Origin of the sequence: Mesorhizobium sp. M1D.F.Ca.ET.231.01.1.1 (assembly GCF_003999155.2) — a bacterium.
GTDB lineage: Bacteria > Pseudomonadota > Alphaproteobacteria > Rhizobiales > Rhizobiaceae > Mesorhizobium.
This window is the reverse complement of the sequence record NZ_RZOZ02000007.1, coordinates 177,282-202,125: the sequence shown is the minus strand read 5'-3', so window position 1 is coordinate 202,125 and position 24,844 is coordinate 177,282. Positions and strand designations below refer to the sequence as shown.

Sequence of the window (24,844 nt, the reverse complement as noted above, 5' to 3'; positions counted from 1 at the left end):
GAGAAAGCTATTTGACGCGGCCTTTGGAGACAAGCCCGACGGGCAGCAAAGTCCCTCAATAGGTGGTGCGGCGCTCTTCCGACGGCGGACGGCCGAACTGCAGCCGGTAGCTCTGCGCAAAATAGGAGTGCGACGTGAAGCCGGTGGCGATCGCCACGTCGAGGATCGGCATGTTGGTCTGGCGCAGCAGTTCGCGCGCCCGCTCGAGTCTGAGCCGCATGTAATAGCGGCCGGGCGTGACGCTGAGGTGGCGCAGGAACAGGCGTTCGACCTGACGCACCGACAGGCCCGCCGACTTGGCGAGTTGCACCGCCGACAAAGGCTCGTCGAGATGGTCGGCCATCAGTTCGACGATGCGCCTGAGCTTCTCCGACTTGCCGGTGAGATCCCGCTCGGGGCCGACGCGCTGGCGGTCGCCGGCCGAGCGGATGCGCTCGTGCTGGAACTGGTTGGCGACGCCGTTGGCGAGATTGGAACCGAAATCGCCGCGCACGATCTCGAGCATCAGGTCGATCGAGGTGGTGCCGCCGGCGCAGGTGTAGCGCTTGCGGTCGATCTCGAAGACGTTGCCGGTGCAATTGATATCGGGAAAGCGCTCCATGAAGCCGGCGCGGTTCTCCCAGTGGATGGTGCAGCGATAGCCGTCGAGCTGGCCGGCCTCGGCGAGCAGGTAGGAGCCGACCGACAGCGCACCGAGCGCGTTGCCGCGCCGGCCCCAGCTGCGCAGCGCCGCCAGCACCTTGCTCTTGCCGGGGAATTCGGTGGTCAGCCCGACCGAAACGAACAGGATGTCGACCGGCGGCATGTCGGCGACGGAATAGTCGATCTTCAGCGGCAAACCATTGGAGGCCATGACCGCGTCGCCATCCGCCGAAATCGTCGTCCAGCCGTAGAAGTCGCGGCCGAGCAGGCGGTTGGCCGAGCGGAAGCAGTCGATCGCCGCGGCCAGCGAGAACATCGAGAACTTGTCGACCAGCAGGAAACCGAACTGCCGACCACCCTGAACGGGATCGCCCATGACCGGCCGTTCAATAGGGGCAGTAAGGTTCGGCAAGGATGCTGCTTTCTGATCAGAAGGACGGCCGCTTCAATCCGGCCGCGAGGTAGGCGGAAGCTACAGTGTTGGCCATCAGCATGGCAATGGTCATCGGCCCGACGCCGCCGGGGACCGGCGTGATGGCACCGGCGACCTTGGCCGCCTCGGCATAGGCGACGTCGCCGACCAGCCGCGACTTGCCTTCGCCCTTCTCCGGCGCCGGGATGCGGTTGATGCCGACATCGATGACGGTGGCGCCAGGCTTCACCCAATCGCCCTTGACCATTTCCGGGCGGCCGACGGCGGCGACCAGGATATCGGCGGTGCGGGCCAGCGCCGGCAGGTCCTTGGTGCGGCTATGCGCGATGGTGACGGTGCAGTTGGCGGCAAGCAGCAAATTGGCCATCGGCTTGCCGACGATGTTGGAGCGGCCGACTACGACGGCATTGAGGCCGGAAAGGTCCCTGCCGCGCACGCGCTCGATCAGCAGCATGGAGCCCGCGGGCGTGCAAGGCACGAAGGCAGTCTCCAGCTCGCCGGTGCCAAGCTTGCCGACATTGATGAAATGGAAGCCGTCGACATCCTTCCCCGGCGCGATCGTCTGGATGACCTTACCGGAATCGATATGCCCGGGAAGCGGCAGCTGCACGAGGATGCCGTGGATCGACGGATCGGCGTTGAGGTCGCCGATGATCTTCAGCAGCTCCGCCTCGGAGATCTCGGCCGGCAGCGTGTGCTGGAGCGAATGGAAACCGCATTCCTTTGCCGTACGCGATTTCGAGGCGACATAGACCTGGCTCGCCGGATCCTCGCCGACGATCACCACGGCAAGGCCAGGCTTTGTCGCGCCCCGGGCCGACAGCTCGGCGGTCAGCGTCTTAACCTTTTGAACCACGTCTTCGGCGACACTCTTTCCGTCGATCACTTCGGCCATCATTCACCTTCAGCACTGTTCCGGGCCGCGCCCACGCGCAGCCCTGATCCTCGATCCAGCATCGCGACCAGCCAGGCGCCGAGCGCGCGCGGTCGAATGCCGCGCGGCATTTTCACGAAAATTCGACCGGGCAATCCCGTCAAAACGTCGTCGAATGCCGTAAACCCGAAACCGGCCGCTTTTTGTCGGAGCCTGCTTATCGAAGACAGGACATTTTAGAAATAGCGGCGGCGCGTGCGGCTTTCGGTCAGGTCGCGCACCGCCTCGCGAAACTCGCGCAGGCTGGCCCGGAGCTCGTCGACCTGACTCTGGTCGGCGGAGGGTTCGCGCATCTCGGCGACCGGCGGTTGCGAATGGGAAGACCCCGAGGACGAGGCGTACGCGTCGTCGGATGATCCTTCGGGCCGCGGATGGCCCGGCTGATAGGCATAGGCACGGCTTTGCGCGGGCGATGGCTCGGAGCCGCGCCCGGATATCGGAGCGGCACCTGCGGACCGCTCAGTGCCGGCTCCGCCCGGCTCGTCCGACCTGCGCAGCATGAAATCGCGCAGCGACCAAGCCAGCGATCCGAAGAAGCCAGGCCGGCCCGCATCATCACCGGCGACAGCCGATGGTGTGGACGGTGCAACGGGCGACGCGGGGGGCGGAGGGCTCGGCGGCGCGCGATATGCCCTTTCCTCGAAGATCGGCGCATGCTCTGCGGGCCTGCGGCGTGAGCGGCTGTCCGCCGTCTCGCGCAGGCTGGCATAGGCCCCGCGCAGCGCGCCAAGGCCGATGCCGGCGAAAAGGCCGGCAAGCAGGCCGGCCAGCGCCGTTACCGCGCGCGACGGCCCTTTGGCTTCGAGCGGCGGGTAGGCCTCCGAAATCAGGCTGATGTTGGCGGTGTTGATGTCCTTCTGCTCGCCGGTTTCCTTGGCGCGCAGCAGGAACTGCTCGTAGACCGAGCGCTTGGCGGCGGCCTCGCGCTCGAATTCGCGCAGCGAAACCAGGTCGTTGTTGACGTCGCCGCTCTGCACCTTGGCCTGGGCCAGGCGCGAGGCAAGGTCCTGCTCGAGTTGGACGGAGCGCTTCAGATCAACCTGCAGCGAGGACGCGATGCGCTGCAGTTCGGCGCTGATGCGCTCGCGCGCGCCGGCGAGTTGGGCGTTGAGCGCCTGCAGCTCTGGATGCCGCGGCCCGAACTTGATCGCGGCCCGATCCGCCTCCTGCTTCAGCGCCGCATATTGCGAGCGCAGCTCGCCCATCGTGTTGGAGTTGATCTCTTCCGGCAAGGTGCCGTTGAGAACCGCATTGACGTTCAGCGCGCGCGCCGAGGCGGCGCGGGCGTTGAGCTCGAGCGTGCGGGCGCGGGCGACGGAAAGCTGCTCGTTGAGCTTCAGCATCTGGTCGTCGCTGATCAGATGACCCTGCGCGTCGACAAGGTCGTGCGTGGCCCTGAAATCCTCCACCTTGCGCTCGGCCGCCTCGACGCCCTTGCGCAATTCGTCGAGCCTGGCGGTGAGCTCGTCGGTGGCGCGGCCCGCCGTGTTGGACTGGATTTCGCTGGATATCTCACGGAACGCCGTCCTCATGGTGTTGGCGATCAGGGCCGACTTATCGGGATTCTGGGTCGTGGCGGCAATCGAGACGACGAAGGTCTTGCCGCTGCGCTCGACGTCCAGGCTTTCCGCCAGGTTGCCGACCGCCAGGGCGCGCCGGCGCGCCTCGTCGGCAGGGCCTCGCGTATCCTGCCGCGACAGAATCGAGCGGAGCATCGACATCAGGCCGAGGCCGCCCTTTCCCCGACCGTTGAATTCGGGATCATTGGTGAGGTTGAGGTCGGTGACGACCTTGTTGAGCACCGTGCCCGAAGTAAGAATGCGGACCTGGTTCTCGACGATGGCGAGCGTCGCATCCGAGGCGATCACGTTCTGCGTCAGGTCTCGATCGGTGAGCTTGAGGTCGCGCGGGTCGACGATGACCTCGGTGGTGGCCTCATATTTCTTCGGCGTCGACAGCGCGATGGCGACACCGAGCGCGGCACCAAGGATTGTCGTCGAGAGGATCAGCGCCTTGGAGCGGGTGATGCCGCGAACGACCTGCATCGGGTCGATCAGCGGCTTCCATTCCTGTGCGTCGGAATCACCCGCCGCCAGCGGCCGGCTTGCATGGCGAGGTTCGCCGTAGCGCGGTTCGAATGCGACAGGTGAAGAATAGGCCTGCGAAGAATGGTCGGGGGAACGGCCCTCTTCACGCGAACCGGCTTGCGGCACCGTCGTGGCCCAGTCGTCCTCGTCCCGGATCGTTCGCGAAATCGGATCGACCTGAGGATGATCGTCGGTGCTCGGGGGCTGTGGGTTCGACCGTCCCTCGCGCTCGAAGCGCGCGGCGCGGTGGCGCGCGGCGGCATCCTCGCGCCATGACGGGTTGGCCTTGTCGCCGATGGAGACCAGCGAGGCGTCGGCGCTGTCCTCGCCGCGCACGGCCTGGCCGAGCGCAAGCAAAGAGCGCTCGCGTCGCCAATCTTCATGGTTATCCCTGTCGACCATGTCCTGGAACTTACTCTCTGGCGGCTTGGGAGCGGCGGTCGGCCAATCGTTAAGTCACGCTAAACAGGCATGGAAAATAAAACGTTAATTTCCGGGCCCGGGAAATTCAGTTTCTCGCCCCGGTTGCAGCCTCTCCCTGCCGCCAGACCACCGCCAGAACGGCACGTTAAGCTTTCCATCTTAGGCTTTGACGAACACATGACCCAGACCAGCGACATACCGCAAAGGCGGACGCTCGCGCGGATCGGCCACTTTGTGGCCGCGCGCCGGAAGCTGGTTCTCGACTATGTTTCGGCGATCAGCGGCGCCGGCGGGCGGCTGGTGTTCTCGCTCGCCTATTTCGTGGCTTTGGCCAACACGCTGTCCATCGCCGAATTCGGCATGTTCGCCACGGCTTCGGCGGCAGGCGTCATGCTGTCGCGCGTGCTTGCCTTCGGCTTCATCTCGGCGCTCTACCGCACGGCGACGATCCGTCCCAACCTGATCGGCACCTTCACCGCCGGCTTCCTGTTCCTCGGCGTGATCTCGCTGCCGGTTCTCGCCGCCGCTTCCTACGGCGTCTACCTGATCTTCTTCGCCGGCACGGTGCCGCTGTCGGTCTTTGCGGCGGTCGTCTTCGCCGAAGCGCTGCTGTGGCGGCCGGTCGAAGTGGTGCTGATCGTCAACAACGGCCTCGGCAAGTTCGGCCGCGCCGCGGTGCTCGCAATCCTGACGACGGCGCTCAGGGCGGTCGGCGCGCTGCTGTTCATGCTCGCCGGGCGACATACCATCGACGTCTGGTCGTGGTTCTACATCGGCGCCAACGCCGCTTCGCTGATCATCGCGTTCGCCTTCTTCTACCCGCGCCAGCGGCTCAGGCTGCGTACCGAGATCTATTTCCGACGGCTCGCCGATTCCGTCTATGTCGCGGGATCGGAGGTGCTGTTCTACCTGCAGATGGAGTTCGACAAGCTTTTGGTGCTGTCGATCGGCGGACCGCACCTCGCCGGCATCTACGCCATCATCATGCGGCTGGTCGATCTCACGGCAATTCCGATCCGCACCTTCTCGATGATGCTGGTGCAGCGCATGATGCGTGCGCCCGAGCTCCTGTCCCGGCTGGCGGTCAAGAGCGGCATCGAAGGCGGCGTGTTCCTGGTCTCGACGCTGGCGCTCCTGTCGCTCGGCATCGTGTTGCACTTCTTCCCCAATGCGCTGGGCAGGAACGTCGCCGAGGCAGCGCCTCTGGTGGCACTCGCGGTCTGCGTGCCGGGCCTGCGCAATCTCGTCGAATATCAGGCCGAGCTTCTGTTCGCGCGCGGCCAGACCGCGGTGCGGGCGATCAATCTCGGCCTGCTCGCCGGCCTCAAGGCGGTGCTGCTCACCTATGTGCTGACGACGATCCCCGACCCACCCGATCTGGTGCTGTCGCTCAACATCGTCTTCCTGCTGCTCTATCTTGCCTCGATGTTTCTCACCTATTCGGCGATGCGGCGGCCGGCGAAGGCGATCTGATCTAGCGATCGAACCCAATCAACCGGCGGATGCGGGCCACATCGGTGCCGATGAAGGACTGCATGCCGATCGCCACCTGCTCGGACGCCATGGTGTCGACAAAGCGGCGGAATTCCTCGTCCGACAGCGCCTCGCCGTTCCAGTGGACGCGGCAGAATTCCTCGGCACCATGGAAATGGCCGGCGCCTTCCAGCACGTCGTCGACGTAACGGCCATAGATCATGCATTCGGAGAATTCGCGCGCCGAGCCGACAACGCTGACCCAGTCGCGCCCGTGCATCTTCTCGATCCGCTCGCACATCGCGTTGACGGTCTCGCGGCGCCAGGCAATCAGCGTCGAGATGTAGTCGTCGGTCGAGGTCTTCGACGGGTCGATGCCGAGCGCCGAGCCGGCATTGCGCGACCAGATGCGATGCTCGTCATGACCGGCATTAGCCAGCACGCCGTCGCGCCGGAACAGCCGCGCCTTGCCGTCGCGCCAGAAGGCGCTCGCGTCGAACGGCTTGAGGAAGGCGACGTCGGAATCGCAAAAGACGAGCACGTCTTCCCCGGCATGCGCGGCAATGGCGATGCGGCGAAGCTGCTGCACGTGCCAGCCGCGCAGCGGCTGGGTCCTGAAGCTCAGCCAGACGCGGCGGCAAAACAGGCTGAGCGGATCGTCGACAACGCGCAGCCAGCGCGGCAAAAGATCCCGTTCGTCGACGACCGTGCGGCGGCTGTTCTCAAGCTGGCGAAACAGCGCCATGTCGCGGTGCTCGACGAGGATATAGTGCCGCGCGACGCCGGTCACATGGCGGTCCATCGTCTCGCACAGCAGCCGGCAACGATCGAAATCCGGCGCGTAGCTCGCCGTCACGACCGCCGCCGAAGGCGTGCGCGGCAGCGGCTCGATCCTGGTGGCGGCATCGGGCACGAAACGGCTGTTCAACGGCGCGCCTCCGCCGGCCGCGGTCCGAGCGCCAATTTCTGCTTGAAGACGCGCCACAGGAAGAGCGGGTTGCCGACCACGTAGCGGCGCCACAGGCGGGCGGGTTCGATCCACAGGCGAAACAGCCATTCGAGCCGCAGGCGGCGCATCCAGAGTGGAGCCCGCGGCACCGTGCCGCTCAGAAAATCGAGCAGCGCGCCGACCGCGATCGGCAGCGTGCAATGACGGGCATCGATATGGCGCGCGATCCACAGCTCCTGGCGCGGCACGCCCATGGCGACCAGCAGCACGTCCGGCCGCAGCCTGGCGATGCGCTCGACGATCGCCGGCTCCTCGGCCAGGGAAAAATAGCCGTCATGGATGACGACGAATTTGTGCTGCACGGCCAGCGCGGAGAGCTTCACGGATGCCGCCTCGGCATTGACCCGCGTCGCGCCGAGCAACGCCACGGTCAGCGGCCGCGTCGATGCCTGCAGGAAAGCCGGGATGAAATCGGTGCCGTTGAGGTTGTCGGGGAAAGGCGCGCCGTAGAGCAGCTTTGCGGCGATGTCGACCCCGACACCGTCCGGCAGCACGAGAAAGTCGTCGAGCGCTTCGGCAAACACCGGATCGCCGTGGGCCAGATTGGCATTGTGGGCGTTGAGGAAGCTCACCTTGGTGAAGCGCCGCTCGGCGACCAGCCGCGAAAGCAGCGCTATCGCCTCGTCCCAGCGGATGGCAAGCACGGAGATGCCGAGGATCCGCTTCAGCGTGTCGAAGCCGAAGGCGGCGCGCGCGGCATGGATGTTCATGCGGCCACCTCCTGCCTGACGGCGCCGAGCTTCTCTAGCCCAAGCCTGAGCGCGGCATCGAACGCCCTCACCTGCCGGCTATGGAAGGCGCTGCCGTCGACGTCGCGAACATGGGCCGCCGCCGCCTCGAGCGCCGAGGCGAAGGCGACAGGATCGTCGGTCACGACACAGTTCTGCGGCCGGTAGCCGATGCCGCGCAACGAGCGGCTGGTGGCGACGGAAGGCAGGCCGAGCTCGAAGGTCTCGATGGTCTTCAGCTGCACGCCGCTGCCGGCGGTGCTGATCAGCGGAATGACGGCGCCGCCGCGCACGAAGGCCTGGGCATCCGCGACCCTGCCGACAAACTGGACGCCGGGATGTGGAGACGTCACGCCCGACGGCATGTTGCCGGCGATCCTGATGCGGAAATCCCGCCTGAGATGCGGGACCACCTTGGTCAAGAACCAGTCGAGGCCGATGCGGTTGGGCTGCCAGGTCCATGTGCCGATCAGCGCTGCGTCGCAGTCGATGTGGCGCAGGCCCTTCTTCGTCGGCGCTTCGGCGCGGGTCACCAGCGGCAGCACGGCCGAGCGGTCGTCGGAGGCAACGCCAAGTGCCGCGCGGTCCTCCTCGGCCAGCGTGAAGACGAAGCGCGCCGCCCGGCAGAGACGCTCTTCCATGACCTCGAGCAACCCGGCCTCGCGACGGAACAGCCAGCGTTGAAGGGCGCTGCCGGCAGCCGCGGCGTTCTCCTCGGCCGAGCGGTGCTCGACATTGTGCGCGACGAAGATCGAAGGCCGGTCGCCGAAGAGGCCTTCAAAGGCGCCGGCAAACTGCACCGAGTTGAGGACATAGCCGTCGAACGGGCCGGCGCGCTCGATCGCGGCGCGTACATCCGCATCCGAAACGACGCGCAGCTTGACCGAGGCGAAGGTGAGACCGGTCAGCATCGCCTTGGCCACCCAGGCCAGCTTCTGCCGCGGCGAGGCGCTTTCGGTGCGCACATCGATGGCGCCGAGGACAATGGTGTTCTCAGGATCGGCGGCAGGCTTTCCCGGCCAGCTGAAGCCGATCACCGTCACGCGCACGCCGGCGCGCCGCAGCGCGTCGATGATCGCGGCGTTGGCAATCTCGTAGCCCGAAGCGAGGGCGCCATCGGGCACGATCGATGTGGCGAACAGCAGATGCATTTCACCTATCCATTGGTGTAGCCGGTAGCAAAGTGCGGTGAAGCCTTGATTAAGTGGCGCCGTCAAAGGCCAAAAGCCCCGGTTTTGCTGAACCTGCCCGCGAAGGTGATTAACGAAACGTTATGGTCGGGCTGCTATCGAGGACCGGACCCACACGCCTGGAAACGGATGGACGCTTTGGTATCGATCGCAGGGGTATCGATCGCAGGGCGGTCTCCGGGGCTTGCGGCCGAGACCGTCGAGGCGGCCGTCACGCTGCCGACCTTCAAGCGGCCCGGGCTGCTCCTGGAAACGCTGGCATCGCTCAAGGCCCAGAAAACCGCGCGGCGCTTCGCCGTCATCGTCATGGAAAACGAGGCCGAGGCGCGCGAGGGCGCCAAGGCGGCCCTCCCGCTGTTCGAGCACGGCGAGATGCCGGGCCTGGTGATCATCGCGCATGAGCGCGGCAATTGCAGCGCCTACAATGCCGGCTGGCAGACGGCGATGCTTAAGTTTCCCAACTTCAAGCATCTGCTGGTGATCGACGACGACGAGATCGCCGAGCCCGACTGGCTGGAGCGCATGTGCAAGGCCGCCGAGACGCTTCGAGCCGACATCGTCGGCGGGCCGCAGGTGCCGGTCTTTGCCGATCCCTCGCATGCGAGATGGGCCGACCATCCCGTTTTCGCGCCGCCCTACCGTGAAACGAACCGCGTGCCGGCGCTCTATTCGTCCGGCAATCTGCTGGTCGGGCGCAACGTGCTTGCGGCCATGGGGCCGTCCTTCCTCGATCTGAGGTTCAACTTCATGGGCGGCGGCGATTCCGATTTCCTGAGCCGCGCCGCGCAGAAGGGTTTCGCGCTCGGCTGGTGCGCCGAGGCAAGGGTCAGGGAAACGGTTCCCGCACGCCGCGTCGAGGCCGACTGGATCCGCGCCCGCAGCCTCCGCAACGGCGTCATCTCGACCCTGGTGGAAAAGAAGAAGCGCGCGGGCACGCCGTTCGCCGGCACCAAGGTTGTTCTGAAAAGCCTGGCGCTGCTTGCCGCCTCGCCGCTGCGCGGCGCCATAAGGCTGGCGCGCACGGGCTCGCTGGCGACAGGCCTCTATCCCGTCCATGTCGCGCTCGGCCGGGTGCTTGCCGAATTCGGATATGCCAATGAGCAGTACCGGCAGCCTGAGAAGAATTGAGCGCGCGCCGCTCAGCGCCGCTTTCACGCGCGAGGGCGTCGCGACCGCGATCGCTGGGCTGCTCTTTGCCACCATCATCGTCTCCTTCCGGCCCTTCCAGCCTGCCGGCGCGGAGCTCACCGGCGACGGCGGCGACATCGTCAACCAGCTCGGCTTCGGCTCGCTCGGCGCGGTCTCGATCTTCTCGCTGCTCGCCTTCGCCGAGCCGCGCGTGGCGCGCTCGCTCATCAGCCCGTCCTGGGAGCTGATGCTGGGCTTTTTCTTCCTGTCGGTGATCCTGGCGACCGATCCGCCCTCGGCGATGCGTGCCGCCTCCTTCACGATGACCGGCATCATCACCATGGCGACGATCCTGGTGCTGCCGCGCGATGCCGACTCCTTCGCGAGGGTCATCATCTTTACCGCCGTCGTGGTGATGGGCCTCTCCTATGTCGGGCTCATCGTCTTTCCGCACGAGGCTCTCCACACCGCCGACTCACAGGAGCCGGAGCATGCCGGCCTGTGGCGCGGCGTCTTCACCCACAAGAACATCGCGGGGCCGGTCATGGCCTGCTTCAGCTTCGCCGGGCTCTATCTCTGGCGGCGCGGGCAACGCTGGTGGGGTATCGGCATCTTCTCGGCGGCGATGATCTTCGTGCTGCACACCGGCTCGAAGACGACCGTCGGACTGGTGCCGTTCTCCATCCTGATCGTGGTGCTGCCGAGCAGCATCGGCATGCGGCTCGGCACGCCGGTCCTGTTTCTGTCCGCGATCGTCGCGACGGCGGTCGGCACGCTGGGCATCGTCTTCATCCCGCCGGTGAAGCAACTGGCGGCGACCTATTTCCCCGATCTCACCTATACCGGCCGCACGACGCTCTGGGAGTTCGCCGGCGAAATGCTGGCGAAGCGGCCCTGGACCGGATATGGCTATGAAAGCTTCTGGGGAACGCCGCTGCTGCTCAACCAGGACCAGCCTTTCGACCGGCCCTGGGACATCCGCACCATCGTGCACGGCCATGACGGCTATCTCGACATCGCGGTATTGATGGGCATCCCCGCGCTCTGCATCGCGGTCTATACTTTTCTCATCGCTCCCTTGCGCGACTATATGCGCATCCCGCAGCGCAAGGAGAATATCTATCTCGGCGACTTCTTCATGATGGTGGTGCTGTTCGCGGCGCTGAACGGATTTCTCGAAAGCTTCTTCTTCCGCCGTGCCGACCCCGTCTGGCTGCTCTTCGTGCTCAGCTTGCTTGGCCTGCGGCAAGTGTCGCTGCGACCTCTCCCGGTTCGCCGCCCCGACTGACCTGGCGGATCGATCTCCTGGAGACTGGACTTTTCCGTAGCCGCGCGAGCGGCTAAGAGAGCCGTCTTTACGGAGGTTCCGATGACCATCAGGCTCGTTCTCGCCGGTTGCGGCAATATGGGTTACGCCATGCTTTCCGGCTGGCTGAAATCCGGCAAGCTCGAGCCGTCGGCGGTGTTCGTGGTCGAGCCCAATGCCGAGCTGCGCAAGCGCGCAGAAGCCCTGGGCTGCGGTGGCGCAGCCGACGCATCCGCCATTCCGGCCGAAGCCGTGCCCGATCTCGTGGTCATCGCCGTGAAGCCACAGGTCATCCGCGATGTGACGGCAAGCTACAACCGCTTCGGCGACGGCAGGACCACCTTCGTCAGCATCGCGGCGGGCACGCCGGTCGCCACCTTCGAGCAGATCCTCGGCGAGCTCGCCCCGATTGTCCGCTGCATGCCGAACACCCCGGCGGCGATCGGCAAGGGCATGATGGTGGTGTTTTCCAACCCGCTCGTCCTGGACGACGTCAGGCGTTTCGTCGCCGAGCTGCTGTCAGCGAGCGGTGTCGTGACGACGATCGACGACGAGAGCCTGATGGACGCGGTGACCGCCGTCTCCGGTTCCGGCCCGGCCTATATCTTCCATTTCATCGAAGCGCTGACGGTCGCCGCCGAGAAAGCCGGCCTGCCTGCCGAGACAGCCAAGCTGCTTGCCATGCAGACCGTCTATGGCGCCGCCTCGCTCGCCGCCGAAAGCGATGAAGAGCCGGGCGTGCTCCGCCAGCAGGTGACAAGCCCCAACGGCACGACCGCAGCAGCCCTTGCCGTGCTGATGGGCGAGGACCGGCTGACGAAGCTTTTGACCGACGCGGTGGAAGCGGCGCGTCTCAGGTCGATAGAGCTGGGGAAGTAGGTATCTGTGCCGATCACGCGAGATCGGTGTGCGAAAAATCATTGCCCTTGTAGAGCAAAGACATTCCGCGACTTTTCGCCGATGCATATGACAGGCAGTCGGCAAGGTTGAGTTGAGCCGGATGACCGCGACCCTTGCCATAGTCTGCAAAGGCCTGGATCGCGAGTTTCGCATCGCCGCTTTCAATTGGAACGACTTCGATTTCGGCATGGCGAAGAAAGGCCTCTATCGCTGTTTCCGCAGTGCGCGGCTCCACCGCAAGCAGCGTAGAAAGCCGCATAGCTGCTTCGAGCACGACTAGCGGGGACGTTATTCTCCTCGCCGCCTGTCCTATCTTGCCGCTCCAGTCAGCGGCGTCTTCTTCGTCCGCCAGGATGGCGACCACCACAGAGGTGTCGACGAACATTAAGAATGGCCCCACATCTCGTCGATTTCGTCCTTGCTCAAGGCCCTACCACCGGCACCTGCCTTGGATTTGAGCTCTTGTGCTATGGCCGCCAAGCGCTCAGCGAGCGGGATTTGTTCGCGTTCGCGTTGCAATTCCGACTCGAGTGCTTCGATGACAGCTTCGGTCATTGAGATTTTGCGTTTTTCGGCGAGTTGACGGGCGAGTTCCCTCGCCCGGGGATCCCTGATTTGGAGATTCATCTGAACGACCTCGCGCCTCTTGTCACTACAATATAGTAGGCTTGTCATGACAAAGCCAGTGCCGTTACGGGAACAGGAGTCCTGAGCGGTCAGGCGCCGTACAACATCTCATCCTGCAAGCGACGCAAAGCAAATAGTCTCGTCGTCTTGTCAGGTTCAGCGTTGTCGCTTGTCAGCAGTTCGCCCTTCCTGACCGGCTTCAGCACCTTGCCGCCTTCGAGCAGCCCGACCGGCACGGCGCGGCCGGCGCGCGCCTCGGCGACGGTCATGGTCCAGGAGCGATAGCAGGTCTCGCCGATGGCGTCGAAGGTCTCGCCGGCGGCAAGATCACGCTTGGCCACCGCGCAGACCTCGGCCACCGGCTTCGGCAGCGGCACCATGTCGGGCCTGCCGTACAGCATGATGCGGGCCGCGGTCAGCGGCACCTCCAGCGAGGTCAAGTGGTATGGCCTGAAGAAGCTGTAGTAGGGGCCGTGGCCGACATGGAGGTCGTCCATGCGCTCGACGACGCGCGGATGCGTCGCCTCGACGATGACGAAGACGCCGGGCGCCACGCCCTTGCCGATCGTGTAGTCGATGACACCCTTCTTCGACAGGATGCCGCCATCCTCGCGCGGGATGAGCACCTTGGCCAGCTGGTCGCGATCGGCCTTGGGGCCATGCATGCCCGCGACATCGGGCACAAGGCCGGTGGCGTTGGCGATGGCGCACATCTCGACCATGGTCTTGGAACCGTCGACGAACTCGACCAGCATGCGCGGGTTCATGTTGCGACGCAGCGCTTCCTCGCGATAGTCGTCGGGAACGGCATCGTGGTTGAGCGGGTTGTTCTTGCCCTTGCCGGCCGAGACGATGGTGTAGCCGAGCGCCGAGGCGAACTCGATCAGCTCCATGCAGCTCGACGGCTCGTCGCCGGCGCCGACCGAATAGACGACGCCGAGCCGATCCGCCTGCTGCTTGAGATAGCAGCCGATGGTGACGTCGGCCTCGACATTCATCATCACCAGATGCTTGCCGTGCTCCATGGCCATCAGGTCGAAATCGGCGGCGACGCCGGGTTTGCCCGTGGCATCGATGACGACGTCGATCAGCGGGTTGGTGACCAGCATCTCGTTCGAAGTGATGGCGATCCTGCCGCTTTCGATCGCCTGGCTGACCCTGGAGGCCGTCTCGGCTTCCGCAGCCATCGCATCGTCGCCATAAGCGATGCGGATCGCGTCGCGAGCCGTGTGCGGACGGCGTGTGGAGATGGCCGCGACCGAAATGCCCGGCATCAGCATGCCCTGGGTCACCAGGTCGGTGCCCATCTCGCCGGAGCCGATGACGCCGATGCGCACGGGGCGGCCCTCGGCGGCGCGCCGGGCGAGATCGCGGGCAAGCCCGGTCAGGGCGACATTTGTCATACAAGAACGTCCATGCTTTGCCTTAAAGCGCGTCGCGACGAAGCGGATTCAGGCGACGCGGTTCAAGTCTTTGTTTTGGATGCATGTCGTTCCCCCAAAACCGCTGCGCACCTTCTTGAGCGACATGCATCAGCCCGCAATACAGGGAACGCTTCGTGTTTGCCAACAAAACCGGCCAGGCGGATGGCAATTTCCAGCGCATGCCTTGCAGAACCGGAGCAGATTTTTCGCAGCAACCGGCAACCTGCACGTGTTCGCAGCGCGACCATGTCCGGGCGAGGACGGATGCCGCGGTTCACGCCGGGGTTTCCGCCGAGGGCGGGCGCGACGCCTTGGGCGATTCCACCATGGGGACTTGCTGTTTATTAAGGAAAGCAGTGATCGCGGGCGATTTCCACTGAATCGCGCCCTCTGGCCGGGTATCGTTTCTGTGCCATTTTTGCTACATCCCGCAGGACTAATGGCTGGAATCCCCGCTTTTAGACGCCTCTAGTTCATTAGGGGCTCACATCCTCGAAAAATCTGATAGATACTGTTCGCAAGCTCCGGTGGCAGGCTTGGGCAAATAAGCGCCGACAAGAACAAAAAAGGCGCGGGGATAGTCACGGGGTAGAAATGACCAGGACGGGTAAAGTGACCGTCGGCTGGCGCCTTGCGCTTGCCATGACGGTGTCGATGCTGGCTTGCGGAAGCGCCGGCGCACTCACACTCAAGGAAGCCGTAGCGGTCGCGGTGGAGTCCAATCCTGAGATTGGGCAGGCGATCGAAAACCGCGAAGCCATCGAATTCGAGCTGCGCCAGGCGAAAGGCCTCTATCTTCCCAGCGTCGATCTCGAAGCGTCGACCGGCGTGCGCCGTCTGGACAATGAATCCCGGCGCGCGCTCGATGAGGATCACGACGCTCTCTATCCGAACGAGGCGGACCTCACCGTCACGCAGACGCTTTATGATAGCGGCGCAAGACGGGCCGAATTGAACCGCCAGGCTTCGCGCGTCGACGGCGCTTCCTTCAGGGTGCTGGAACGGTCCGAATTCATCGGCCTCGCCGTCGTCCAGGACTATCTCGAATACATGCTGCAGGCGTCGATCGTCGCCGAAGCGAAGAAGAACCTCGCCTTCCACCAGTCCATACTCGGCGACATCAAGCAGGGCATCGCGGGCGGCGCGCTCAACGATGCCGACCGGCAGCAGGCCGAGGAGCGGCTTTATGCCGCCAAGGCGCGGATGCAGGAGGCGACGGAAGAGCTGGAGGCGGCCAAGATCCGCTTCTTCAAGAACGTCGGCAAGCCGCTGACCAATCCGTCACGGCCGGCCGATGTGGCCGGCGCGCTGCCGCGCTCGCTCGACGACGCGATCGGGCTTGCCAGGCAGAACAATCCGCGCGTCCATATGGCCAACAGCGACATCGACGCCGCGGCATCGCTGGTCGACGCCGCGCGGGCGAAATTCGGCCCCACGATCACGGCCGAGGGCGTCGCCCGGGGCGGATATGACATCGACGGCGACGACGGCGACACCAGCGACCTGCAGGCTCGGGTCGTGCTGCGCTGGAACCTCTATCGCGGCGGCATCGACAAGGCCAACGAGCAGGAGCAGATCCGCCGCACCAGCGAGCAGCGCCTTGCGATGCACCAGGTGCTGCGCGAGATCGAGGAAGCCGTCCGCACATCGTGGGACCGTCGCTTCCGCCAGGCCGAACTGGCGCAGACGCTGCGGCTGCAGGCAGCCACCAACGAAAAGCTGGTCGCGTCCTACCGCGAGCAGTTCAAGGTCGGGCAGCGCTCGCTGCTCGACGTGCTCGACGCGCAGAACACGCGCTTCAACACCGCGACGCTGGCCGACACCTCGTCCTATGCGTCGCTGTTTGCCGAATATCGGCTGCTGGCCGCGACCGGGGAGTTGCTGAAGACGCTGAACATCCAGCCGGCCAAGCAAGCCGCGGCCTATGCGCGCACGGAATTCGGCGTGCCGGCAACGGCCGATACCGAAACCTATGCGCGCACGCCGTCGGAGCAGAAGAACGATCTGCCGTTCGACATCCTCGCGCCGGTCAGGAAAAAGCAGCCGATGTAAGCATCGATCTCTGGTCCTTCGGGGCGGATCGTGAATCAGCAGCCCAACATCGTATCGCCCAAGGAGGCTTTCAAAGCCTGCTTCTCGGCGATTGCGGCCTATCTCGGCCGGCCGAGCGCGGAGACCGTGCTGTTTGCCGGTGTGCCGATTTCGGACACGCGCATCGAGCCGGATGACATCAGGCACCTGGCCGAACGCATCGGCCTGGAGGTCCAGGCGTTCAGCCATCGCGATTTCGTGCGTGGCCGCGTCGATCTTCCGGCCATCGTCTTCCGCGCCAGCCAGTTGCCGGTTGCGCTGCTCGCCGAGACCGAGGCCGGGCAATATCTGACGGCGCCGCAGGAGAACGGCCGCACCACGATCGGCAAATCGGAGCTCGCCGAGAGCTATATCAGCGGCGGCGCCTCGTTCTCGATCACCTATGCCAACACCGCCGAGGAGATGACGGTCGGCACGGCGCCGAGGATCGAAAGACGCCACTGGCTGACCGGAACGATGGGAGCGTTCTGGCGCACCTATTCGAAGGTCGTGCTGTCGGCCGTCTTCATCAACCTCCTGGCGATCGCCTCGCCGATCTTCACCATGAACGTCTACGACCGCATCCTGCCGAACAAGGCGATGTCGACGCTCTGGGTGCTGGCGCTCGGGATCGGCGCGGCCATCCTGTTCGACCTGTTGCTGAAAACCGCCCGCGCCTCGCTCATCGACTATGCCGGGCGAAAGGCGGATCTCAGGATTTCCTATCTGCTGTTCGAGAAAGTGCTCAACTCGTCGCTTTCGGCGCGGCCGGGTTCGACCGGCGAATACGCAAACCGCGTCACCCAGTACGAGTTCGTGCGCGAGTTCTTCACCTCGAACACCATCAGCGTCTTCATCGACACGGTTTTCGTCTTCGTCTTCCTGGCTGTCATCTACGCCATCGGCGGCTGGCTGGTGATCATACCTGCCCTGGCCTTCGCGATCGCCGTCATTGTCGGACTGATGACGCAGCGGCGCATCGGCAGGCGGGTCGCCGCGTCGATGAACGAATCCGCCCAGCGTCAGGCGCTGCTGGTCGAATCCATTTCGACGCTGGAGACGATCAAGTCGCTGCGCGCCGAGGCCTATCTGCTGCGCAAATGGGGCGAGCACTCGAAGAATGCCGCCAACACGTCCGAGAAGATCAAGGAGCTTTCGGCGGCAGCCGGCAACATCACCGGCGCCATCCAGCAATTGGTGACCGTCGCCCTGGTGGTTGCGGGCGCCTACGCCTTTTCGGAAGGCCAGGTGTCGACAGGCGCAATCATCGGCGCCGTCATGCTGGCGGGCCGTGCGGTCGCGCCGCTCGGCCAGATCGCCATCACGCTCTCGCGCTTACGGCAGGCCATGCTGTCGCTCAGGATCGTCAACACGATCATGTCGCAGCCGGAGGACCGCCCCGACACGGTCGGCTTCGTCAACCGGCCGATCCGCAGCGGCGCGATGCTCTTCAAGAATGTCGGCTTTGCCTATCCCGGCACCGAGAACGAGGTTCTGCACGGGCTCAACATCGCAGTCCGGCCCGGCGAGCGCGTCGGCATCATCGGCCGCATAGGCTCCGGCAAGACCACGATGGGCCGCCTGATCGGCCGGCTCTTCCTGCCGACTTCCGGAGAGCTGCTCATCGACGGCATCGACATCCGCCAATACCACCCTTCGGAAGTCCGCGCCGCGGTCGGCATCGTCGCGCAGGCCGGCGACCTGTTTTCGGGCACCGTCAAGGAAAACCTGCTGATGGCCGCTCCGGAAGCGACCGACGAGGAGATCATCGATGCCGCGAAGGCTGCCGGCGTCGACGACTTCGTCTCGCGGCATCCGCGCGGCTACGACATGAATGTCGGCGAGCGGGGCACCAATCTGTCGGGGGGCCAAAGGCAGGCGGTGGCGATCGCGCGGCTGCTTTTGACCAAGCCGAAAATCGTCTTCCTGGACGAGCCGTCGGGTTCGATGGATCTCGCCTCGGAACGGCAGTTGATCAAGCAGCTTAGAGTGGCGTTCGACCGCAACACGACGCTGATCGTGTCGACCCATCGCTACAGCATGCTGGAGCTGGTCGACCGCCTCATCGTCATCGAGCAGGGCCGCGTGGTCGCGGACGGAGCAAAGGAACAAGTCATACAGGCATTGCAAAAGGCGAATGCCTGACCGGGGTACGTTGGGGAATGTTTGCAAGAGAAGACCGGCCGCCGCTTTTCGCATCGGCGTCCGTGTACATCATAGGGGCGCTGTTCGTGGCCTTCACCGCCTGGGCATCCTTTGCCGAGGTCGATGAGATCGCGCGCGGCGACGGCAAGGTCATTCCCGCTTCCAAGACCCAGATCATCCAGGCGAGCGAAGCCGGCGTCGTCCAGGAAATCGCGGTCAAGATCGGCCAAACGGTCAAGAAGAACGACCTGATCATCCGCCTCGACAACACGGGCAACACTTCGAGCCTGGGCGAGGAACAGGCCAAGGCGCGGGCGCTGCAGGCGCGCATCGCGAGGCTTAAATATGAGCAGAGCGGCACCCTCGAGGGCGCGTTCCCCTGTCCGCCAGACATCCAGAAGATCGCGCCGGAAATCTGCGACAACGAACAGAAGCTGCTCGTTGCCCGCCGCGACAACTTCCAAGTGAAGCTGTCGGTGCTGAAGTCGCGTCTCGATCAGCGCGAGAAGGAGTTGGACGAAGCGACCGCCAATTCCGACCGTCTGTCCAAGAGCCTCGCCGTCAGCGACCAGGAAACGGCTCTCGTCGAATCGATGGTCAAGAAAGGCTTGATGGCCAAGACCGAGCAGATCCGTGTCGAGCGGGAGCAGACCGATCTCCGTGGACAGCTCAACCTTGCCGGAGAGACCATCAAGAAGAGCAAGGCGGCCATCACCGAGGCGCAGCTTCAAGTCGACGAGCTCGGCCTGCAATTGCAGCAGGAAGCGTTGAGCGACTTGACGCAGGCGCTGGCGGATCTCTCGGTGGTGGACGAAACCATCCGCGGCGCCACCGACAAGGTGGCGCGGACCGATATCCGCTCTCCCGTCGACGGCATCGTCAACACGCTCGACGTCAACACGCTCGGCGCCTTCGTGCAGCCGGGCGCGGTCGTGGCCGGTATCGTGCCGACCTCGGAGACGCTGCTGGTCGAGGCGCGAGTCTCGCCGCGCGATGTCGCCTTCATCCAGCCGGACCAGGATGCGCTGATCAAGGTCACGGCCTATGATTTTTCGATCTTCGGCGGTATCGAGGGCAAGGTCTCGAACATCACCGCCGACAGCCTGGTCGACCAGAAGACGGGCGAACCCTATTACCAGGTGCGCGTCGCGACCGAGAAATCCACGCTGCAAAGGAACGGCAAGACCTACTCGATCATCCCCGGCATGATCTGCTCGGTCGATATCAAGACCGGGCGCAAGACGATCCTCAACTATCTGTTGAAGCCCATCAACAAGGCGCGTCAGGAGGCAATGAGTGAGCGATAGCGCCGCACGCCCCGACATTCCGCGCGATCGGCTGCTGCCGTCGCTCGCGGCCGAGGATTTCGGCCCGGAGTTCCGCGTCGTGGCGCGAGGCGGCGTGCGCCGCGGCATCCGGCTGGAGCGCGCCTTCTGGGCATCGCTGAAGCAGTTGGCCGAGAGCCGCAAATGCACGATCGGCATGCTGGTCGAGGAGATCGCCGAAAGCCATCCCGACCAGGGCAATCTCACCTCGGCGATCCGGGTCGCGTGCATGCGCGGCCTTGCCGAGGAAAGCATTGAGCTGCGCAAGCTCGCCTCGATCCGCACGATCAACGCGATCCTGGTCGCCTGCCCCTCGCCCGCCTTCGCGCTGTCGTCGTCGAAGAAGATCCTGACCTTCAACACGTCCTTTCAGCAACTGGTCAGGCGCCAGCTGCCGAACGCGCCTGGCGACGACGGCAGGCAGGACCTCAAGCTGGCGCTGGACCTGAATGTCACCGACGTCTTCGCCCGGCTCGACGCCAATGGCGAGACGCCCGTCACCACCGGCTTCGTCATCGGCGCCGGCGAGCGCCGCTACCGGGGCCAGCTCAGCGCCGTGCGCGCGCCGGTCACCGAGCCGGAGCTCCTGATGGCGTTCGTCTTCAACGGCTAAAGCAATTCCAGGAAAGTGCGCAGCGGTTTTCCGTCCGGAATTGCGCAAAAACAAAGACTGAGACGGGCGGTCTATCTCCTACCCAAACCAGATGTTGCGGGCGTCGCCGCCCTATCCGGCGAAGAGCCTTCGCCGGGCGCCACCGTCGCGAAACCGCCGGCGATGTCCGCGATCTGGGAACCGGACTTCGAGCCGTGGATCCAGGCGCGATCGGTGCTGAAGGAATAGAGCGGGACATAATCGGGAAGGTCGCTGTCCATCGCCACATTGTTGCTGAGGCTGTCGAGGATGAAGGCGCCGCTGCCGGTGCTGACGGACAAGACAGCGTGGAAGAACTTCCGGCGGCGATCCTGCAGCACGACGAGCGACATGCTCTGCGCCGGGATGCCGGCGCGCAGCAGCGCCGCCATCTTCAATATGGCAAAGTCCTCGCAGTCGCCCGCGCGATGCTCGAGGATCTCAGAGGGCTTGGCCCAGTAGTCGAGCCTGCCGTAGACGGCGCTGTCCTTGCGATAGGCGATCAGGCGGTTGATGCTGCTGTTTACGAAAGCCAGCTTGTCGCGAAAACCCTTGTCGGTCGCAATGCCGACGATCTCGCCAAAGGCGGCGTTCTCGCGGTCGCAGGGACTTCCGGCGGTGCAGCCGACGATCGCCTTGTAGACCGGCGCCCAGCGCGCCGCGACCGGGAAGTTGCGCATCGACAGCGCCACCGACCCGAACACGCCCGGGATGATCGCCCCAGTCTGGATCGGGTCAGTCTGGATCGGGTCAACCTGGATCGGGTCGATGCCAGCTCCTCCGCTCGACGGATCTGCCGCCTGGCGGGCTTCGAGGGGCCCATAGGCGCCGGCGACACCGCCGATCCGGTAGGCGGCAACAGGCTGCCAGGGCTGCAATCTGGCCAGCGAAACACCGCCGAGATCGGCCGGCGCAGGTATCGTTCGAGAGGCGGAAATTTCGACGGAAACCGCGCTGGCGGATGACACATTCGGCAGACCGGCGAGGCCGATTGCCAGCAGCAGAACCTTGATCCCCGACGGTGCCAGGACAGCTTTTTGTATTTTCATCGCGCCCACCTTTGACTGTGGACGCTACCAATCTTGTCTCAAATTATCGGAAAGGAAGGTGGAAAAGGTTTCGCGAATCAATCTATTCTGTTTTACGTCAAATTTTATTCAAATTTATACTTTGATTTACCGAACCGACGTCACGCTTCCCGATCGGCCCCGGGGGCGCTTCGGCGAATACATAACTGGGTATATCATGACGATTTACCAAGTGTAAAAAATGCAAATCAATGCATATTCAAGTATATGAAAAAGATTGAAGGTGTGTTGCAAAGTTCGCGGCCCGCATGTCTCTTTCCGGGAAATGCCGAAGGGGGCTTGAGCTATGACGACCAGTATCGAATTCGACACCGTTTCCAATTCCCGGGACGAGAACGCGACTGCCGGCGAACATCCGATTTCGGGTGTCCAAGTCGCCCAGGCCACCGGCGGCCAGGCGGCACCCGCGGCAGGCGAGCCCGTGCCGGTCGATGTGGGAAGCGGCGCGCCGGCGCAGGGCGCGGCCAACGCACAGAACGCGCAAGGGGCAGACAAGCCGGCGGCCGACGCCAATGCTCCTGCATCCAACGCTGCTGCCGGAAACGCTCCGGCGGCGAACGCGGCGGCTTCGAATGTTCCACATGAATATCACGCCGATGCCGGCAATGTCGTGAAGCTTCCGGCCAATGTCTCGATCGACAACATCAAGGTCGACGGGCACAACCTGGTGCTGGTGCAGCCCGACGGTTCCGAGATCGTCATCAAGGACGGCGCGCTGAACGTTCCGACCTTCATCATCGGCGACGTCGAGGTGCCGCGCGTTGCCCTGATCGCCGCGCTCGAATCCAGCCATGTCGATGTCGCCTTCGGCGCCGACGGCTCGATCTCGGCCGGCGGAAACGGCGCGCCGGGCAGCGCCGGCGGAAACTTCTCGGTTCCTCCGGGCGGGATAGGCGACGGCTTCGGCCTGACGGCGCTTCTGCCGCCGACGGCATTGCAGTTCGGGCAGCCGGAGCATCGCGAGCTCTTTCCCTCCATCGCCCCCGACAAGGGCGTTTCCGTTGTGGCCGTGTCGCTGCTCAGCCCGGACGAGGCGGCCAGCGAGACCGGCTTGAACGGCGGACCGCAGCAGTCGCCGGGCAGCGACGCGCCGAGCAACGCGGAGACGTCAAGCATCGGAACGATCACCATCGACGCGCCGGACGGCATCGGATCGATCGTCATCAACGGCGTCACCGTCACCGGCGCCGGCCAGCAGATCCCTGGCCAGTTCGGCTACCTGACCATCGTCTCCCTCGACCCGAACACGGGCGCTATCGAATACAATTATACGGTGACCGAGTCGGTCACCCATCCCGAACATACGAACGGATACGATCCGAACGATACGGTTCCGGATCATTTCAGCATCACCGTCACGGATACCGACGGTGACACCGCCAGCACCACTTTTGCCGTCGCTATCATCGACGACGTGCCGACGGCGATCGCCGACACCGACAGCTTGGCCGCCGGCCAGGTCGGTCCGGCAACGGGCAATGTGCTGGTCGGCGGCACCGATGCGGGCGATACCAACACGACGGACGGCGTTGCCGATACGCAAGGCGCCGATGGCGCGACGGTGGTTGGCGTCGCCAAGGGCACGACGAATGCCGATCTGGATGACGCGAGCACGCTCGATGTGCAGGTTCAGGGCGCCTACGGCAAGCTGACGCTGCACGCCGACGGCAGCTACACCTATGTGCGCGACGCCAACACGCCCGGCGGCGTCAACGACGTCTTCACCTATACGATCAAGGACGGCGACGGCGACACCTCGCACACCACGCTGACAATCTCGATCGGCAACTCGACGCCCGAGATCACCGACCTGACGCCGGAGGCCAACGGCGGCGACGTCATCGTCAACGAGGACGACCTCTTGGCCGGCCGCGGCCCCGGCGAGTCGGACGGCTCCGACGCGTCGAAGGAAAGCACCACCCAGGGCGGCACCTTCACTATCCACTCGCCCGACGGCATCGCCTCGCTGAACATCGGTGGACATGACTTCATCAACGATGGCGCGTTCACCGCCGGTTCCTTCACGACCGCTCTCGGCAACACGCTGACGGTGACGGCCTACAATGCCGCCACCGGTGAGGTCACCTACACCTACACGCTCGTCGACAATGAAGCGCACGACGCAGTTCAGGGCACCAACAGCCTGTTCGAGAATTTCGACGTCACGTTGACCGACCTGGACGGCCAGAGCGCCAACAGCACGCTCTCCGTCAATATCATCGACGACGTGCCGACGGCGCATGCCGACACCAACAGCGTCGCGGAAGGCGCGCAGGTCTCGGGCAATGTGCTGACCGACGGCACCGACGACGTGCTCGGCGCCGACGGCGCGGCGCCCGGCGGCGCGGTGACGGGCGTGGCCACCGGCTCGAACGTCGCCAACCCGGTGAGCGGCAACCTCGGCGGCGCCGGCATCGCGGGCCAGTACGGCACGCTGGTGCTCAACGCCGACGGCACCTACACCTACTCCGCCAACCCCAACGCGGTGACCACCAACGCGGTCGACCACTTCGTCTACACCATCACCGACGGCGACGGCGACACCTCGACGGTGACGCTCGACATCACCGTCAACAACGTGACGGTGACCGCCTCCGACACCGACGCGCTGGTCTATGAGAAGGGCCTGCCGGCGGGCAGCGACGCGGCCGGCAACAGCGAGATCTTCAACGGCGCCATCACGCCCGCAGGCGGCACGGGGCCGTATACCTACACGCTGAACTCATCGGCTACCGGCAGCTACGGCAACCTGGTGCTCAACGCCGACGGCACCTACACCTACACGCTGACCAAGACCTTTGACGGCGCCACCGCCGACAACGGCATCACCACCGAGCAGGACAAGGACAGCTTCACCTACACGGTGACCGACGCACACGGCAACACCACCACCGGCACCATCCTGGTCGACATCGTCGACGACGTGCCGACGGCGCATGCCGACACCAACAGCGTCGCGGAAGGCGCGCAGGTCTCGGGCAATGTGCTGACCGACGGCACCGACGACGTGCTCGGCGCCGACGGCGCGGCGCCCGGCGGCGCGGTGACGGGCGTGGCCACCGGCTCGAACGTCGCCAACCCGGTGAGCGGCAACCTCGGCGGCGCCGGCATCGCGGGCCAGTACGGCACGCTGGTGCTCAACGCCGACGGCACCTACACCTACTCCGCCAACCCCAACGCGGTGACCACCAACGCGGTCGACCACTTCGTCTACACCATCACCGACGGCGACGGCGACACCTCGACGGTGACGCTCGACATCACCGTCAACAACGTGACAG

The 24,844-nt window shown here is 64.8% G+C and carries 20 protein-coding genes; 10 read left to right on the top strand and 10 right to left on the bottom strand.

Annotated elements, in window-relative coordinates:
- Positions 1 to 55: 55 nt before the first annotated feature.
- The 3 genes from EN874_RS20105 to EN874_RS20095 all read right to left on the bottom strand — a co-directional run bounded on the left by EN874_RS20105 (position 56) and on the right by EN874_RS20095 (position 4,498).
- The gene (locus EN874_RS20105; RefSeq protein ID WP_126085807.1) at positions 56 to 1,018 is read right to left on the bottom strand and encodes a GlxA family transcriptional regulator; all 963 of its coding nucleotides are present in this window, start codon (positions 1,016 to 1,018) and stop codon (positions 56 to 58) included.
- A gap of 52 nt (positions 1,019 to 1,070) precedes the next feature.
- Positions 1,071 to 1,970, bottom strand: coding sequence for a bifunctional methylenetetrahydrofolate dehydrogenase/methenyltetrahydrofolate cyclohydrolase FolD (folD, locus tag EN874_RS20100; protein WP_127426561.1), 900 nt, complete (start codon positions 1,968 to 1,970; stop codon positions 1,071 to 1,073).
- Positions 1,971 to 2,185: 215 nt separating this feature from the next.
- Positions 2,186 to 4,498, bottom strand: a complete 2,313-nt coding sequence (locus tag EN874_RS20095) for a GumC family protein (protein ID WP_127426562.1) — start codon at positions 4,496 to 4,498, stop codon at positions 2,186 to 2,188.
- A gap of 198 nt (positions 4,499 to 4,696) precedes the next feature.
- Between EN874_RS20095 and EN874_RS20090 the strand changes: the two genes are divergently transcribed.
- Positions 4,697 to 5,992 (top strand): lipopolysaccharide biosynthesis protein, encoded by a 1,296-nt coding sequence (locus EN874_RS20090; RefSeq protein WP_127426563.1) that lies wholly within the window; start codon positions 4,697 to 4,699, stop codon positions 5,990 to 5,992.
- Position 5,993: 1 nt separating this feature from the next.
- On the opposite strand, the gene EN874_RS20085 is transcribed toward EN874_RS20090, so the two are convergent.
- Genes EN874_RS20085 through EN874_RS20075 form a run of 3 tightly spaced genes read right to left on the bottom strand, consistent with a single transcriptional unit; the run spans position 5,994 to position 8,880 of the window.
- On the bottom strand, positions 5,994 to 6,920 hold the full coding sequence (locus EN874_RS20085; RefSeq protein ID WP_127426564.1) for a DUF6492 family protein: 927 nt from the start codon (positions 6,918 to 6,920) through the stop codon (positions 5,994 to 5,996).
- Complete coding sequence (locus EN874_RS20080) at positions 6,917 to 7,711, bottom strand: WecB/TagA/CpsF family glycosyltransferase (RefSeq protein WP_127426565.1); 795 nt, start codon at positions 7,709 to 7,711, stop codon at positions 6,917 to 6,919. Before EN874_RS20080 ends, EN874_RS20085 begins: the two co-directional genes overlap by 4 nt.
- Positions 7,708 to 8,880, bottom strand: coding sequence for a glycosyltransferase family 4 protein (locus EN874_RS20075; RefSeq protein ID WP_127426566.1), 1,173 nt, complete (start codon positions 8,878 to 8,880; stop codon positions 7,708 to 7,710). Before EN874_RS20075 ends, EN874_RS20080 begins: the two co-directional genes overlap by 4 nt.
- Before the next feature lie 168 nt (positions 8,881 to 9,048).
- Here EN874_RS20075 and EN874_RS20070 point away from each other — a divergent pair, with 168 nt between their 5' ends.
- The 3 genes from EN874_RS20070 to proC all read left to right on the top strand — a co-directional run bounded on the left by EN874_RS20070 (position 9,049) and on the right by proC (position 12,232).
- Positions 9,049 to 10,047, top strand: coding sequence for a glycosyltransferase (locus EN874_RS20070; protein ID WP_127426567.1), 999 nt, complete (start codon positions 9,049 to 9,051; stop codon positions 10,045 to 10,047).
- Positions 10,016 to 11,335 (top strand): O-antigen ligase, encoded by a 1,320-nt coding sequence (locus EN874_RS20065; RefSeq protein ID WP_127426568.1) that lies wholly within the window; start codon positions 10,016 to 10,018, stop codon positions 11,333 to 11,335. The genes EN874_RS20070 and EN874_RS20065 overlap by 32 nt, the downstream gene beginning before the upstream one ends.
- 81 nt (positions 11,336 to 11,416) lie before the next feature.
- Complete coding sequence (gene proC, locus EN874_RS20060) at positions 11,417 to 12,232, top strand: pyrroline-5-carboxylate reductase (RefSeq protein WP_127426569.1); 816 nt, start codon at positions 11,417 to 11,419, stop codon at positions 12,230 to 12,232.
- A 13-nt stretch (positions 12,233 to 12,245) separates the two neighbouring features.
- On the opposite strand, the gene EN874_RS20055 is transcribed toward proC, so the two are convergent.
- From EN874_RS20055 to EN874_RS20045, 3 genes are all read right to left on the bottom strand, one after another.
- Positions 12,246 to 12,638 carry a type II toxin-antitoxin system VapC family toxin gene (locus EN874_RS20055; RefSeq protein WP_127426570.1) on the bottom strand — a complete coding sequence of 131 codons (393 nt, stop codon included), beginning with the start codon at positions 12,636 to 12,638 and terminating at the stop codon, positions 12,246 to 12,248.
- The gene (locus EN874_RS20050) at positions 12,638 to 12,880 is read right to left on the bottom strand and encodes a type II toxin-antitoxin system VapB family antitoxin (RefSeq protein WP_126085818.1); all 243 of its coding nucleotides are present in this window, start codon (positions 12,878 to 12,880) and stop codon (positions 12,638 to 12,640) included. Before EN874_RS20050 ends, EN874_RS20055 begins: the two co-directional genes overlap by 1 nt.
- 89 nt (positions 12,881 to 12,969) lie before the next feature.
- Positions 12,970 to 14,283: an NAD(P)H-dependent oxidoreductase gene (locus EN874_RS20045; RefSeq protein WP_127426571.1), complete on the bottom strand. Its 1,314-nt coding sequence runs from the start codon at positions 14,281 to 14,283 to the stop codon at positions 12,970 to 12,972.
- A 155-nt stretch (positions 14,284 to 14,438) separates the two neighbouring features.
- Here EN874_RS20045 and EN874_RS20040 point away from each other — a divergent pair, with 155 nt between their 5' ends.
- From EN874_RS20040 to EN874_RS20020, 5 genes are all read left to right on the top strand, one after another.
- Positions 14,439 to 14,684 carry a hypothetical protein gene (locus EN874_RS20040; protein WP_127426572.1) on the top strand — a complete coding sequence of 82 codons (246 nt, stop codon included), beginning with the start codon at positions 14,439 to 14,441 and terminating at the stop codon, positions 14,682 to 14,684.
- Between the two features lie 274 nt (positions 14,685 to 14,958).
- A complete protein-coding gene (locus EN874_RS20035; protein WP_245513723.1) occupies positions 14,959 to 16,356 on the top strand; it encodes a TolC family protein in 1,398 nt (465 codons plus the stop codon).
- Between the two features lie 30 nt (positions 16,357 to 16,386).
- Entirely contained in the window at positions 16,387 to 18,519 is a 2,133-nt protein-coding gene (locus EN874_RS20030) for a type I secretion system permease/ATPase (RefSeq protein ID WP_127426574.1), read from the top strand.
- 17 nt (positions 18,520 to 18,536) lie between these two features.
- Entirely contained in the window at positions 18,537 to 19,826 is a 1,290-nt protein-coding gene (locus tag EN874_RS20025; protein ID WP_126085823.1) for an HlyD family type I secretion periplasmic adaptor subunit, read from the top strand.
- Positions 19,816 to 20,457: a ribbon-helix-helix domain-containing protein gene (locus EN874_RS20020; RefSeq protein WP_127426575.1), complete on the top strand. Its 642-nt coding sequence runs from the start codon at positions 19,816 to 19,818 to the stop codon at positions 20,455 to 20,457. The genes EN874_RS20025 and EN874_RS20020 overlap by 11 nt, the downstream gene beginning before the upstream one ends.
- Before the next feature lie 71 nt (positions 20,458 to 20,528).
- On the opposite strand, the gene EN874_RS20015 is transcribed toward EN874_RS20020, so the two are convergent.
- A complete protein-coding gene (locus EN874_RS20015) occupies positions 20,529 to 21,524 on the bottom strand; it encodes a transglutaminase-like cysteine peptidase (protein WP_127426576.1) in 996 nt (331 codons plus the stop codon).
- Between the two features lie 325 nt (positions 21,525 to 21,849).
- Between EN874_RS20015 and EN874_RS20010 the strand changes: the two genes are divergently transcribed.
- A partial coding sequence (locus tag EN874_RS20010) for an Ig-like domain-containing protein (RefSeq protein ID WP_135882245.1) occupies positions 21,850 to 24,844 on the top strand: 2,995 nt, incomplete at its 3' end.